Source organism: Streptomyces sp. CLCI03 (genome assembly GCF_053615355.1).
On sequence record NZ_CM132132.1, the window covers coordinates 4,797,714 to 4,811,519 of the forward strand.

The 13,806-nt window shown below is 71.7% G+C and carries 11 protein-coding genes; 10 read left to right on the forward strand and 1 reads right to left on the reverse strand.

Features of this window, described 5'->3' with window-relative positions; all coding sequences use genetic code 11:
- Nucleotides 1-173: 173 nt before the first annotated feature.
- The 8 genes from ACWG52_RS22260 (at nucleotide 174) to ACWG52_RS22295 (ending at nucleotide 11,882) form a co-directional block, all read left to right on the forward strand.
- Entirely contained in the window at nucleotides 174-1,502 is a 1,329-nt protein-coding gene (locus ACWG52_RS22260) for an acyltransferase family protein (RefSeq protein WP_453125707.1), read from the forward strand.
- A 28-nt stretch (nucleotides 1,503-1,530) separates the two neighbouring features.
- The gene (locus ACWG52_RS22265; RefSeq protein ID WP_389818203.1) at nucleotides 1,531-3,333 is read left to right on the forward strand and encodes an ABC-F family ATP-binding cassette domain-containing protein; all 1,803 of its coding nucleotides are present in this window, start codon (nucleotides 1,531-1,533) and stop codon (nucleotides 3,331-3,333) included.
- Nucleotides 3,334-3,459: 126 nt separating this feature from the next.
- A complete protein-coding gene (locus ACWG52_RS22270; protein WP_453125710.1) occupies nucleotides 3,460-5,082 on the forward strand; it encodes an outer membrane protein assembly factor BamB family protein in 1,623 nt (540 codons plus the stop codon).
- Between the two features lie 251 nt (nucleotides 5,083-5,333).
- A complete protein-coding gene (locus ACWG52_RS22275) occupies nucleotides 5,334-6,956 on the forward strand; it encodes an outer membrane protein assembly factor BamB family protein (protein ID WP_453125712.1) in 1,623 nt (540 codons plus the stop codon).
- Between the two features lie 43 nt (nucleotides 6,957-6,999).
- The gene (locus tag ACWG52_RS22280; RefSeq protein WP_389818194.1) at nucleotides 7,000-8,709 is read left to right on the forward strand and encodes an outer membrane protein assembly factor BamB family protein; all 1,710 of its coding nucleotides are present in this window, start codon (nucleotides 7,000-7,002) and stop codon (nucleotides 8,707-8,709) included.
- A 142-nt stretch (nucleotides 8,710-8,851) separates the two neighbouring features.
- A complete protein-coding gene (locus ACWG52_RS22285) occupies nucleotides 8,852-9,544 on the forward strand; it encodes a response regulator transcription factor (protein ID WP_389818191.1) in 693 nt (230 codons plus the stop codon).
- Nucleotides 9,545-9,656: 112 nt separating this feature from the next.
- Nucleotides 9,657-10,616: a UDP-glucose 4-epimerase GalE gene (galE, locus tag ACWG52_RS22290; protein WP_033226551.1), complete on the forward strand. Its 960-nt coding sequence runs from the start codon at nucleotides 9,657-9,659 to the stop codon at nucleotides 10,614-10,616.
- Nucleotides 10,617-11,114: 498 nt separating this feature from the next.
- Nucleotides 11,115-11,882: a LuxR C-terminal-related transcriptional regulator gene (locus ACWG52_RS22295; protein WP_386238478.1), complete on the forward strand. Its 768-nt coding sequence runs from the start codon at nucleotides 11,115-11,117 to the stop codon at nucleotides 11,880-11,882.
- On the opposite strand, the gene ACWG52_RS22300 is transcribed toward ACWG52_RS22295, so the two are convergent.
- Complete coding sequence (locus tag ACWG52_RS22300) at nucleotides 11,841-12,338, reverse strand: MarR family winged helix-turn-helix transcriptional regulator (protein WP_030659599.1); 498 nt, start codon at nucleotides 12,336-12,338, stop codon at nucleotides 11,841-11,843. The two genes, ACWG52_RS22295 and ACWG52_RS22300, sit on opposite strands and share 42 nt — an antisense overlap.
- Nucleotides 12,339-12,499: 161 nt before the next feature.
- Here ACWG52_RS22300 and ACWG52_RS22305 point away from each other — a divergent pair, with 161 nt between their 5' ends.
- A complete protein-coding gene (locus ACWG52_RS22305) occupies nucleotides 12,500-13,357 on the forward strand; it encodes a trans-aconitate 2-methyltransferase (protein ID WP_389818186.1) in 858 nt (285 codons plus the stop codon).
- A 2-nt stretch (nucleotides 13,358-13,359) separates the two neighbouring features.
- Entirely contained in the window at nucleotides 13,360-13,752 is a 393-nt protein-coding gene (locus ACWG52_RS22310) for a VOC family protein (protein ID WP_389818208.1), read from the forward strand.
- The last annotated feature ends 54 nt before the right edge of the window (nucleotides 13,753-13,806 follow it).

Below are 13,806 nucleotides of genomic sequence, written 5' to 3' on the forward strand. Positions count from 1 at the left end.
GTCGCCGGGGGCGCTGCCCCCGGACCCCCGCGCCTCAAACGCCGGCGGGGCTGGATGTGCGCCCGGCGGGCCTGTTCTTCAGCCCCGCCGGCGTTCGAGGCGCGAGGTACTCAGGGCTGAGTTGAGTATCCGCGCCCTGTCGGGAGACACCCGGCAGGGGCGACCGTGGGCCCATGACAGCCACCGCACGGGACCTGACCGAGGCCACCCCCGCCGACCGCGACCGGTACGTCGACCTGCTGCGCGTCGCCTCGCTCGGCACCGTCATCGCCGGGCACTGGCTGATGGCCGCCGTCAGCGGCGACGGCATAGGGAATCTGCTCGCGCTCGTGCCCGCCCTCCAGGTGCTCACCTGGGGGCTGCAGATCATGCCCGTCTTCTTCTTCGTCGGCGGGTTCTCGCACGCCCTGTCCTACCGTTCCCTGGCTCGTCGTACCGACGGGCCCGTCTACGCCGCCTTCCTGCGCGCCCGGCTCCAGCGGCTGCTGCGCCCCACCCTCGTCTTCGTCCTGGTGTGGGCCGCGGTCGCGCTCGCCGTGCAGCTCGCCGGGCACGGCGGCGGAACGCTGGCCGGGGCAGCGCTGCGGCTCGTCACGCAGCCGCTGTGGTTCATCGGGATCTACCTCGCCATGGTCGCCTTCACCCCGCCGCTGCTGAAGCTGCACGAGCGCCACGGCTGGGCCGCCTTCGCGGCCCTGGCCGGGGCGGCCGCGCTGGTCGACGTACTGCGCTTCGCGCTCGGGGTCCCCTACGTGGAGTTCCTGAACTTCGCCTTCGTCTGGCTCGCCGTCCACCAGCTCGGCTTCCTGCGCGCCGACGGCCGCATCCGCCGGCCCGCCCTCCTCGCCGCCGCGGGACTCGCCGGCGCCGCCCTGCTGGTGGCGTACGGCCCCTACCCGCTGTCCATGGTCGGGATGCCCGGCGAGAAGGTCTCCAACATGGCCCCGCCCACCCTGGCGCTGCTCTGCCACGGCCTGTGGCTCGTCGGCGCCGTCCAGCTGGCGGCCGGGCCCGCCACCGCGTGGCTGCGCCGCCCGCGCGTGTGGCGCGGGGTGGTCGCGGCCAACGGCCTCGCCATGACCGCCTTCCTGTGGCACCTGACCGCGATGCTCGGCGTGTACGCCGCCCAGCTCGCCCTCGGCCTCGACCTGCCGGCCCCCGCCACGGCCGGCTGGTGGGCGCAGGTACCGGTACGGATGCTCGCCGCAGCCGCGCTGACGGGGGTTCTCGTCGCACTGTTCCGCCGCTTCGAGACGCCCCGGCCGAGCGCGCCCGCCCCCGCCCGGCGCACCGGCGGCCCCGTCGCCGCCCTCGGGATCACCCTGTGCCTGCTGGGCGTCCTGGGCCTGTCCATGACCGGACTCGGCGGGCTGCTCGACGGACACAGCGCGACGCTGATCGCCCTGCCCGTCACCGCGCCGGCCGCGATCGCGATGGCACTGGGCGGCTGGTATCTCGTAGAACGGTCTGCCCCGGCCCGGAGGGTTAGGCTGAGGGGCTGATCCACACCCTTTCCCTGGAGCGCGTCTGATGGCCGTCAATCTGGTCAATGTCGAGGCAGTCAGCAAGGTGTACGGCACACGTACCCTGCTGGACGGCATCTCCCTCGGCGTGTCCGAGGGGGACCGGATCGGCGTGGTCGGCCGCAACGGCGACGGCAAGACCACCCTCATCCGGATGCTCGCCAAGCTGGAGGAGCCCGACACCGGCCGGGTCACCCAGTCCGGCGGCCTGCGCATGGGCGTCCTCACCCAGCACGACTCCCTCGACCCCCGGGCGACCATCCGCCACGAGATCATCCGGGACATGGCCGACCACGAGTGGGCCGGCAACGCCAAGATCCGTGACGTCCTCACCGGACTCTTCGGCGGCCTCGACCTGCCCGGCTTCGGCCAAGGCCTCGACACCGTCATCGGCCCGCTCTCCGGTGGCGAGCGCCGCCGGATCGCCCTCGCCAAGCTCCTCATCGCCGACCAGGACCTCCTGATCCTCGACGAGCCCACCAACCACCTCGACGTCGAGGGCATCTCCTGGCTGGCCAAGCACCTCCAGGAGCGCCGCTCCGCGCTCGTCTGCGTCACCCACGACCGCTGGTTCCTCGACCAGGTCTGCACCCGCATGTGGGACGTGCAGCGCGGTGACGTGCACGAGTACGAGGGCGGCTACAGCGACTACGTCTTCGCCCGCGCCGAGCGCGACCGCATCGCCGCGACGGAGGAGTCCAAGCGGCAGAACCTGATGCGCAAGGAACTGGCCTGGCTGCGCCGCGGCGCACCCGCCCGGACCTCCAAGCCCCGATACCGCATCGAGGCGGCCAACGAGCTGATCGCCGACGTGCCGCCGCCGCGCGACACCAGCGAGCTGATGCGGTTCGCCAACGCCCGCCTCGGCAAGACGGTCTTCGACCTCGAAGGCGTCAGCGTCCACGCCGGCCCGAAGGAACTGCTCAAGCACCTCACCTGGCACCTGGGCCCCGGCGACCGCGTCGGCCTCGTGGGCGTCAACGGCGCCGGCAAGACCTCTCTGCTGCGCGCCCTCGCCGAGGCGGCCCGCACCCAGGGCGAGGTCCAGCCCGCCGCCGGCAAGATCATCGTCGGTAAGACCGTCAAGCTGGCCTACCTCTCCCAGGAGGTCGGCGAACTCGACCCGTCCCTGCGCGTCCTGGAGGCCGTCCAGCGCGTCCGTGACCGCGTCGACCTCGGCAAGGGCCGCGAGATGACGGCGGGCCAGCTCTGCGAGCAGTTCGGCTTCACCAAGGAGAAGCAGTGGACGCCGGTCGGCGACCTCTCCGGTGGTGAGCGCCGCCGCCTGCAGATCCTGCGCCTGCTGATGGACGAGCCCAACGTCCTGTTCCTCGACGAGCCCACCAACGACCTCGACATCGAGACCCTGACCCAGCTGGAGGACCTCCTCGACGGCTGGCCCGGCTCGATGATCGTCATCTCCCACGACCGCTTCTTCATCGAGCGCACCACCGACACGGTGATGGCGCTGCTCGGCGACGCGAGCCTGCGGATGCTGCCGCGCGGCCTGGACGAGTACCTGGAGCGCCGGCAGCGGATGATCGAGGCGGCCGCTCCCGCGCCCGTCCCGTCCACCGGCGCCGCCAAGTCCACCGCCTCGGGGGACTCGCGTGCCGCGAAGAAGGAACTCCAGAAGATCGAGCGGCAGTTGAACAAGCTGTCCGACCGTGAGGGCAACCTGCACGCCCAGATCGCCGAGAACTCCACCGACTACGACAAGGTGGCCAAACTCGACGCGGAGCTGCGCGAACTCCTCTCGGACCGCGACGACCTGGAGATGCGCTGGCTTGAACTGGCCGAGGAGGCCTGAGCGGAGCCCGAGCGGAACCGGGCCGGTCACACCCTCGGAACGGGGGCGGACCGGCCCGGTGCGTGGTCGCCGGCAGTGGTAGAAAGGTCATCCTCCTCGACCTCCTGATGCCGAAAGCGTGCGCTGATGACCGAGCTGCCCCAGCCGCCGAACCAGCCGCCGAACCGGCCGCCGACGCCTTCCGGGTACGGGCATCTGCCGGGTCCGCCGCAGCAGGGTCACGGATTCCCGCCGCCGGGCGAGAACCCGTACGCGCAGCAGCCCGGGTACCTGCCGCAGCCGCCCACCGTGTCGCAGCAGCCGGCCGGTCCCGGTGGCCCCGGCTCCGGGCCGGGCATGGCGCCGAAGAAGAAGCGCACGGTGCTGATCGCGGCGTCGGTGGCCGCCGTCCTCGTCCTCGGTGGTGTGGGCCATGTGGCCTTCTCCGGTGAGGACAAGGGGCAGAAGCCGGTCGCGCAAGGGTCCGCCGACGCCAAGCCCTCCGGTTCCCCTTCGGTGGACAAGGGCGACGGCAACGGGAACGGCGGCGGCCGGCAGGTGGACCTGAACTCCGGCCGCAAGCAGGGCGAGGACAAGGTCCTGTGGCTCAAGACCACCAAGATCGACGGCCCCGGCATGGGCGTCGAAGCCGCCGGCCAGTGGGTCGTCGGCGACACCGTCGTCAAGAGCCTCTGGAGGAACCTCACCGGCTACGCGGTCACCGACGGCAAGGAGAAGTGGACACTCCCCTTCCCCGCCCAGATCTGTTCCGTCGCCCCACAGAGCACGGCCGAGGGCCGAACGGTCGTCATGTACCGCGACGGCGAGGGCGAGAACACCTCCTGCAACCAGCTGCGCGTGGTCGACCTGAAGGCGGGCAAGGAGGTCTGGTCGAAGGAAGTGCCCAGCGAGGGCGTCTTCGACAACTTCACCACCCCCACCCTGTCCATGATCGGGGACACCGTCACCGTCAGCCGCGGCGGCACCGCCAGCGCCTTCAGGATCAGCAACGGCGACAAGCTGTTCGCCAACCCGCTGGGCGACGGCTGCAACGCGGACTCCTACGAGGCCGGCAACGGCAGGATGATCGCCCTGGCCACCTGCTCGGACGAGGACTCCACCGCCGAGGTCCAGGGCATCGACCCCGTCACCGGCGCGAAGGCCTGGGCCTACCGGCTCCCCGCGAAGTTCAAGGTCACCAGCATCTACTCGGTGAACCCGACCGTCATCGACATCGGCGACGAGAAGACGAAGCAGCGCTCCATCGTGGTCCTGGGACCCGACGGGAAGCAGACCGCCACCCTCGCGGGCGAGGGCAGCTTCGCCGTCGGCTGCGGCGACACCGGCCTCTTCCGCTCCCTGGTCACCTGCCCCTCGGCCGTCGTCGACGGGAACTCCCTCTACCTGCCCACCGCGGCGGGCACCCGCAAGACGAACGAGATCGTCGCCTTCGACCTGACCACCGGCAAGGAGAAGTGGCGGGTCCCGGCCGGGGACAAGCGCACGCTCACCCCGCTCAAGGCCCTCGACGGCCGGCTCATCGCCTACCGGAAGGCCGAGCAGGAGCAGGGCGGCGAGGTCCTCTCCGTCGAGGCCACCGGCGGCACCCCGACCGCGCTGCTGCGCCACCCCTCGGGCCCCGCCGCCCCGATCGAGCGGACCTTCACCCTCCCGAAGCTGGACTACGTGGACGGACGGTTCTTCATCTCCTCCACCCGGCTGCGGGCCCAGGGGCAGGACGAGAAGCTCCTGATGGTCTTCGGCACATGAGGACCCGTCGGGCCCGGTGCGATCGGGCCCGGCGAACTCCTGCCGAGCCGCCAGGATTTGGTGGCGCATCGAGGCGGGAGGCGCGGGGAAGCCTGGATTCCGCCGGTCTTCGGGGGCAACTGGCCGGATAACGGCGGCGTCACGGGCCGGTCCTCCCTTGGGAACAGGGGACGGACCGGCCCGATGTATGAGCGCTGTCAGTGATAGAAAGGTCATCCTCCCCGACCTTCCCGATGCGAAAGCGTGCGCTGATGACCGAGCTGCCCCAGCCGCCGAACCAGCCGCCGACGCCTTCCGGGTACGGGCACCTGCCGGGTCCGCCGCAGCAGGGCTACGGGTTCCCGCCGCCGGCCGAGAACCCGTACGCGCAGCAGCCCGCGTACCCGCCGCAGCCGCCCACCGTGACGCAGCAGCCGGTGGGCCCCGGTGGCCCCGGCCCCGGCTCCGGGCCGGGCATGACGCCGAAGAAGAAGCGCACGGTGCTGATCGCCGCGTCGGTGGCCGCCGTCCTCGTCCTCGGTGGTGTGGGCTATGTGGCCTTCTCCGGTGACGACAAGGACCCGAAGCCGGTCGCGCAGGAGCCCACCGACGCCAAGCCCTCGGGCTCTCCCACCGTCGACAAGGGCGACGGCAACGGGAACGGCAACGGCAGCGACATCCCGACCGACCTCAACGCGGGCCGCAAGCCGGGCGAGGACAAGGCGCTCTGGCTGAACACGGTCAAGATGGAGGGCCCGGGAGCCGGTATCCCGGCCAAGGGCCTGTGGGTCGTCGGCGACACCGTCGTCAAGACCGTCGACAAGGCCGTCATCGGCTACGGCGTGGGCGACGGCAAGGAGAAGTGGAAGATCGACCTCCGCACGGAGATCTGCGGACTCACCGGTCAGACCAGCCCCGACGGCCGGACCGTCATGGTCGTCAAGAACGCCGACGGCTCCAACTGCAACCAGATGAAGCTCATCGACCTCAAGGCCGGCAAGGAGGGCTGGACGAAGGAGCTCGCCATGGAGGGGCTGTTCAAGACCGCCGCCTCCGCCACGGTCTCCCTCGACGGCGACACCTTCGCCCTCGCCTGGATGGGGGGCCAGAGCGCCCACCGCCTGAGCACCGGCGACAAACTCTTCTCCGACGCGGGCCCCGAGGGCTGCAAGCCCATGACCTACGCCGCGGGCAACAACAAGATGATCGCCGTGGCCCTCTGCATGGACGCCGACCGGACCATCGAGATCCAGGACGCCGACCTGACCACCGGCAAGAAGACCTGGAGCTACCGCCTGCCCAAGGGCTTCCAGGTCAACGCGGTCTACTCGGTCAGCCCCACCGTCATCGACGCCGGCAACCGCGACACCAAGGAGCGGGCCATCCTCGTCCTCGACGAGAAGGGGCAGAAGCGCAACACGCTCTCCGGTGACGGCAACTTCCTCGTCAACTGCGGTGGTTCCAGCTCCAGCGACGGCCTCCAGAACTGCGGGAAGTCCGCGGTCGACGCGGACACCGTCTACCTCTCCGCCGGGGACAAGACCACCGGCAGCGAGATCGTCGCCTTCGACCTCGGCACGGGCAAGGTCAAATGGCGCGCCAAGGCCGGTGACAAGAAGGTCCTCGCCCCGCTCGAAGCCGCGAACGGCCGGCTGACCGCCTATCGCGCCAACGTCGGCGTCGCCGACGAGCCCGGCGAGATCGTCTCGTTCCCGGCCGGCGGAGGAGAGCCCACGACGCTGCTGAAACTCCCCTCGGGCACCTCCGCACGGATCGAATCCTCCTTCCTGACTTCCCAGAGCGCCGCCTACGCGGACGGGCGGTTCTTCCTCTCCGTCACCCGGCTGGCGGGCGACAACAAGGACGAGAAGCTCCTGATGGCCTTCGGCAAGTGACAACGCGTCCCACGACCCGCCCACCGAGAGGCAACAGCAACCGATGAGTATCCCGCCGCCCCCCAGCCAGCCGCCGTCCGGCGGCTTCGGAGCCCCGCAGGACCCGCCGCCCGGCGGATTCGGCGCGCCCGTGCCGCCGCCCGGACCGGCCGCGCCACAGGCCGGGCCCCCACAGCAGCCCGCGTACGGGTACCCGCAGACCGGCCCCGGCTACGGCTACCCGCAGCAGCCCGGCAACCCGCCGCCGTTCGGCGCCCCGGGCGCCCCCGGCGCGCCCATGGCCGCCCCGCAGTCCCCGGCCCCGGCCGCGGGCTCCGGCAACGACAAGCGCACCCAGCTGATGATCGTCGGCGCGGCCTTCCTGGCCTGCGTCCTCATCGTCGGTGGCGGCCTCTGGTACACCTCCGGCGACAGCGGCGGCGGGAACAAGGCCGACAGCAACCCGAGCGCCTCCCCGGGCAACGACAAGCCCGGGGACTACGTGGCCGGCACCGAGAAGGCGCCCGGCAACCCGAAGTCGAAGCCGCTCCTCAACCAGCCGAGCCCGGTGCCGGGCGATGTCGCCAGCGTCGCCGGCTCCTGGGTGACCGAGACCACCTACATCAAGTCCGACCTGTCGAAGGTCGTCGGCTACAACCTCGTCGACGGCGGCAAGAAGTGGGAGCTGCCGCTGCCCGGCGAGCTCTGCGGCGCCACCAAGCACGTCAGCGACAAGAAGGCTGCGGTCCTCTTCAAGGCCGCCCAGCCGACGCCCGAGAACAAGTACGTCGCGTGCACCGAGGTCGGCGTCATCGACCTGGAGAGCGGCAAGCTGCTCTGGTCCGGCAACGCCAAGAGCGCCACCGGCGGTGACAAGCCCGTCACGTTCAACACCATCACCCTCAGCGGCCAGACCGTCGCCGCGGCCGGCATCTCCGCGGGCGGCGCCGCCTGGAACCTCGCCGACGGCAAGTCCCTGTGGCTGCCCAAGGTCGACGGCGAGAGCTGCCGCGACGTGGGCTACGGCGGCGGCGAGGCCCTCGCCGCCATCCGCAAGTGCGGCCAGAGCCCCAACTACACGCTGTACGGGCAGCTGCTCGACCCGGCCACGGGCGCGCCCACCGTCTCGTACAAGCTCTCCCCGGGCATCGAGGACGCGTACATCGTCTCCACCAAGCCCCTGATCGTGGGGGCCGACGTCGGCAAGACCGCGAAGAACGCCACCGGCGTCAGCGACCTCTTCGTCGTCGACCCCAAGGGCGAGCTGAAGGCCCGTATCCCGCTCGCCTCCGGAGACTTCGGCGCCAGGTGCAGCTCCGAGGTCGAACGGTGCATGAACATGGTGGTCGGCAACGGCCGGATCTACCTGCCGTCGTACGAGCACCAGGGCCAGGCCTCCAGCTCCCGCACCAACGAGCTGCTCTCCTTCGACCTGGAGACCGGCAAGCAGACCACCGACCGCGCCGACGCGGGCGAGCGGTACACGATCTTCCCGCTGCGCATGGACGGGTCGAACATCATCGCCTACAAGCGGCCCCCGTACGACAAGGGCGGCCAGATCGTCAGCATCGACAGCAGGACCATGAAGGAAACCCTCCTCATGGAGAACCCGGCGGACAAGGCGAGCCAGCGCGCCGAGACCGGCTTCTCGCCCGAGTACTCCGAGTACCGCTACCACAACGGGAAGTTCTTCATCTCCCGCACGATGGTCAGCAAGCCCTACTCGGACAAGGCGGACCCGGAGTACCTCTTCGTCTCCTTCTCCGCGAGCTGACGCACACCGCGCCCGCTCCGCAGCACGCCACGGAAGCCCCCGAACGGTCCGCACCGATCGGGGGCTTCTGCGCGGTATCCCCCTCGCATCGTCGAACAAGCGTGTAGCTTGCCGGGTCAGAAGGGTGGGGGGTGGTTCCTCGATGGGCGTACGGGTCGTGGTCGTGGACGAGCACCGGCTACTGGCCGAGGCACTCGCCTCTGCCCTGAAGCTGCGCGGCCACCGGGTACTGGCCGCCGCCGCTCCGGCGGCGGGCGCCGCCGAGCTGGTCATCAGCCGTGCGCCGGAGGTCTGCCTGTTCGGCACCGCCACCCCCGCCGAGCCCGGTGTCTTCGAGCCCGTCGTGCGCGTCAAGCGGGAGCGCCCGCAGATCGCCGTGGTCGTCCTCGGCCCGGTGCCCAGCCCGCGCGGGATCGCGGCCGCCTTCGCCGCCGGAGCCTCGGGCTACGTACGCCAGGACGAGCGGATCGAGGGCGTGGAGCGGGCCCTGGCCAAGGCCAGGGCGGGGGAGGTGGCGATCGCCCCGCAACTGCTGCAGGGAGCCTTCGCCGAGCTCCTGAACCCCGCCGCGCAGCCCGACGACGAGGGCAGCCGGCTGCTGCGGCTGCTCACCCCGCGCGAGGTGGAGGTGCTCGTGCGGGTCGCGGAGGGCGAGGACACCCGGCTGATCGCCGCGGGCATGGAGATCGCCCCGAGCACCGCCCGTACGCACGTGCAGCGGGTGTTGATGAAGCTGGGCGTGGGGTCGCGGCTGGAGGCGGCCGCGCTGGCCGCCCGCACCGGTCTGCTGGACCGGGCGCTGCCCGTGCTGCCGGCCGCCGGCGCGCGCGACTGACGTACCGGTCGGTCCGGCCGTCCGATTTCCCCAAGGGCGCGGAATCGGGTAAGCCAGTGTCCAAGCACGCGCACGTACCCGCGCGCGCTCCCCCGCGAGAGGCAGTAGGCGAGTGAGCAAGTACCTGGTAACCGGTGGCGCAGGATACGTCGGCAGCGTGGTCGCGGCCCACCTTCTGGAGGCCGGCCACGAGGTCACGGTCCTCGACGACCTGAGCACGGGCTTTCGCGTAGGGGTCCCGGAGGGCGCCACCTTCATCGAGGGCCGGATCCAGGACGCGGCCCGCCACGTGGACTCCTCGTACGAGGCGGTGCTGCACTTCGCGGCCTCCTCGCAGGTCGGCGAGTCCGTGGTGAACCCGGGCAAGTACTGGGAGAACAACGTCGGCGGGACGCTGGCGCTGCTGGCCGCCATGCGCGGGGCGGGCGTGCGCAAGCTGGTCTTCTCCTCCACCGCCGCCACCTACGGGGAGCCGACGGAGGGCCTGCTCACGGAGGCCTCGGTGACCGCGCCGACCAACCCGTACGGCGCCTCGAAGCTGGCCGTCGACCACATGATCGCGGGGGAGTGCGTGGCGCACGGCCTGGCCGCGGTCTCCCTTCGCTACTTCAACGTGGCCGGCGCCTACGGCGCCTTCGGCGAGCGGCACACCCCCGAGACCCACCTGATCCCGCTGGTCCTCCAGGTCGCGCTGGGCGAGCGCGAGTCGATCTCGGTGTTCGGCGAGGACTACCCGACGCCGGACGGCACCTGCGTACGCGACTACATCCACGTCGCCGACCTGGCGGAGGCCCACCTGGCCGCCCTGCGGGCCGCCACCGACGGGGAGCACCTGATCTGCAACCTGGGCAACGGCAACGGGTTCTCGGTCCGCGAGGTCGTCGAGACCGTCCGCAAGGTCACCGGCCGGGACATCCCCGAGGTGGTCGCGCCGCGCCGGGCCGGCGACCCGGCGATGCTCGTCGCCTCCGCGCGCACGGCCCACGAGCGCCTCGGCTGGACCCCGAGCCGCTCGGACCTCACCGGGATCATCACCGACGCGTGGAACTTCGCGCGTACGCACTCCTCCTGAACCTCCCGGAGCGCCCGGACCTCCGGTACCCGTCCGGACCTCCCCGCTTCCGCACGCCCCCCGCACCCCGATCGGTGCGGGGGGCGCGTGCGTGTCGGTCGTGCGCCGCGGACGGGCGCTGTGCGCGGGCGCCCGGCGCGCACACGCCGGGTGAAATGCCCCCCGTGCAACTGCCCGGGGCACACGCCGGTACCGAAGCCGCCATCAGGACCTTCAGGGCAGGCGATTTCAAGCCAGTACAAAGCCGGTTCGCAGCGCCCGCGCCGGAAAATCCCTGGGAAAACTTCTGCTATTCGGCCAACCGTCGGACGCCCACGGCCCTACGCTGATGCGTGACACCGGTGGGGGCCGGTGTTGATTCAGGGGTCGAGACAAGTCGGGTACGGCGTCCGGTCCGGGGTAGTGCAGAGATGTCTCGGCGGCGGCCGGGGCAGCTGCGGATCACCCGGTCCGGGCGCCGTACCCGCCGTCGTCCGTTCCCCTACCCTTGGGGGTTTTGTGGTTCGTATCCGGGTTCTCGTCGTCGACGATCACCGCATCTTCGCCGAATCGCTCGCAGCCGCGCTCGCGGCCGAGCCGGACGTGGACGTGTCCGCGGCCGGCAGCGGCCCCGCCGCGCTGCGTTGCCTCGAACGCGCGGCGGCCGAGGGCCGTCGCTTCGACGTCCTGCTGGTCGACGCCGATCTCGGCGCGGCCCCGGGGGCCGTGCCCGCCCAGCGGGAGTCCGGCTCCGGGCCGCCGCCGGCAGTCTCGGACGGGATCGCGCTGGTCGCGGGGGTGCGGGTGTCCCACCCCGGGGTCCGTACCGTCGTGCTCGCCGAGCGCGACGACCCCCGTCGGGCCGCCCTCGCGCTCCAGGCGGGCGCCTCGGGCTGGGTGGCGAAGGACTGTTCGCTCTCCCGGCTGCTGGCCGTGATCCGCGGGGTCCTGCGCGAGGAGACGCATCTGCCGCCCGCGCTGCTCACCGGGGTGCTCCGGGAACTGACCGCGGCGCGCAAGCACCGCACGGACAGCGAGCGGCTCGTGGAGTCGCTGACCCCGCGTGAACACGAGGTGCTGCGCTGCATGGTGGCGGGGCTGGGCCGCAAGGACGTCGCGGCGCGGCTGTTCCTGTCCCCGCACACGGTCCGCACCCACATGCAGAACGTGCTGGGCAAGCTCGGGGTGCACTCCACGCTGGCCGCCGTGGCCCTGGCCCGGAGGGCCGGCGTACGACCGGCGGACCTAGCCGGGGATGTTGTCGAACGGAGCGGTCAACTGGCGTAGCAGCCCGGCGAGATCGCCGCGCTGGCTCTGCGAGAGCTGGGCCAGGATCGCCCGTTCCTGGGCCAGCAGCCCGGCGAGGGCCTGGTCGGCGCGGTCCCGGCCCTCGGGGGTGAGCCGCACCAGGACCCCCCGGCGGTCGCTGGGGTCCGGGAGTCGTTCGACGAGGCCCTTCTTGGCGAGCCGGTCGATGCGGTTGGTCATGGTGCCCGAGGTGACCAGGGTCTGGGTCAACAGCTGTCCGGGGGAGAGCTGGTAGGGGGCGCCGGCGCGGCGCAGCGACGTCAGGACGTCGAACTCCCAGGGCTCCAGGCCGTGCTCGGAGAAGGCCAGCCTGCGGGCGCGGTCGAGGTGGCGCGCGAGCCTGCTGACGCGGCTCAGGACCTCGAGCGGTTCCACGTCGAGGTCAGGGCGCTCCCGCCGCCATGCCGCCACCAGTCGGTCGACCTCGTCCTCCATGCCGATCAGTGTAAGGGGTCTGTCGATGTGAAGTCTCTTCATACCGAGTATCTCGACCACGAGTATCTTGACATCGAGATATAAAGGGGGCGAGCATGGGGCATGGAGGGGGCCGGAACGGATTCCGCTTCCGATCGCCCCGCCAGCAGGGAGGCTCGAACATGTATTCCGATACCGCGCGCGCCGGGACCCCCACGTCCACCGCGCCCTCCGCCCCCACCTGGGATCCCCAGCAGTACCTCCGGCACTCGGGCCACCGCACACGGCCCTTCCTCGACCTGCTCACCCGCATACCCGAGCTCCCCCACGGTCCCGCCCGTATCGCCGACCTCGGCTGCGGCCCCGGCAACGTCACCACCCTCCTCGCCGAGCGTTGGCCCGATGCCCGCATCACCGGCTTCGACCTCTCCCCGGAGATGCTCCACCGCGCCACCGAGGAGTACGCCGGGCCCACCCCCGGCGGCGGCAGCCTCGAATTCCGCCACGGCGACCTCGCCACCTGGCTCCCCGAGGAGCCCTACGACCTGATCGTCTCCAACGCCGCCCTCCAATGGGTCCCCGGCCACCCCGGCTCCTTCGGGGCCTGGATCAACGGCCTGCGCCCCGGTGGCACGTTCGCCTTCCAGATCCCCGGCAACTTCACGGCCCCCAGCCACGCCCTGCTCGCCGAGCAGTGCGACACCCCGCGCTGGCGGGCCCGGCTCGCCGGCCACGGCGCCCGCTACATCCATCTCCTCGAACCCGCCGAATACCTTGCCCGGTTCACCGAGCTCGGCTGCGCCGCCGACATCTGGGAGACCACCTACCACCAGCTGCTCCAGGGCCCCGACCCCGTCCTCGACTGGGTCAAGGGCACCGCCCTGCGGCCCGTCCTCACCGCCCTCGGCGAGGACCGCGACGCCGTGGACGCCTTCCTCACCGAATACCGTGACCGGCTCCGCGCGGCCTACCCGACCGGCCCGCGCGGCACCGTCTTCCCGTTCCGCCGCATCTTCGCCGTAGCCCGCAAGGAGGCATGACCGTGCTGACCGCAGTCGACCACGTACAACTCGCCGCGCCGCCGGACTCGGAGGACCGGCTCCGCGCGTACTACACGGACGTCCTCGGCATGACCGAGATCCCCAAGCCGCCCGTGCTCGCCGCCCGCGGAGGATGCTGGTTCGCCGCCGGACCGGTCCAACTGCATCTCGGCGTCGAGGAGGACTTCCGGCCCGCCCGCAAGGCCCATCCGGGGCTCCGGGTGACCGACATCGAGGCGTACGCGAGCAGACTGCGGGAGCGGGGGGCCACGGTGGTCTGGGACGACGACCTGCCGGGCCACCGCCGCTTCTACTCCGAGGACCCCGTCGGCAACCGGCTCGAATTCCTGGAACGTCACCACCCCGAACCCGCGGCTCCGGAACCCTGCGCATAGGACGTGGCGGGAGGCATGACACGACGGCGCCCCGCCACCGGGTCCTCCGGTGGC

Bases quoted from the DNA above. Each gene is read 5' to 3' on its own strand.
- ACWG52_RS22270 (WP_453125710.1), top strand. From the start codon at position 3,460: ATGACCGAGCTGCCCCAGCCGCCGAACCAGCCGCCGAACCGGCCGCCG.
- ACWG52_RS22305 (WP_389818186.1), top strand. From the start codon at position 12,500: ATGTATTCCGATACCGCGCGCGCCGGGACCCCCACGTCCACCGCGCCC.
- ACWG52_RS22265 (WP_389818203.1), top strand. From the start codon at position 1,531: ATGGCCGTCAATCTGGTCAATGTCGAGGCAGTCAGCAAGGTGTACGGC.
- ACWG52_RS22300 (WP_030659599.1), bottom strand. From the start codon at position 12,338: ATGGAGGACGAGGTCGACCGACTGGTGGCGGCATGGCGGCGGGAGCGC.
- ACWG52_RS22275 (WP_453125712.1), top strand. From the start codon at position 5,334: ATGACCGAGCTGCCCCAGCCGCCGAACCAGCCGCCGACGCCTTCCGGG.
- ACWG52_RS22280 (WP_389818194.1), top strand. From the start codon at position 7,000: ATGAGTATCCCGCCGCCCCCCAGCCAGCCGCCGTCCGGCGGCTTCGGA.
- ACWG52_RS22285 (WP_389818191.1), top strand. From the start codon at position 8,852: ATGGGCGTACGGGTCGTGGTCGTGGACGAGCACCGGCTACTGGCCGAG.
- ACWG52_RS22260 (WP_453125707.1), top strand. From the start codon at position 174: ATGACAGCCACCGCACGGGACCTGACCGAGGCCACCCCCGCCGACCGC.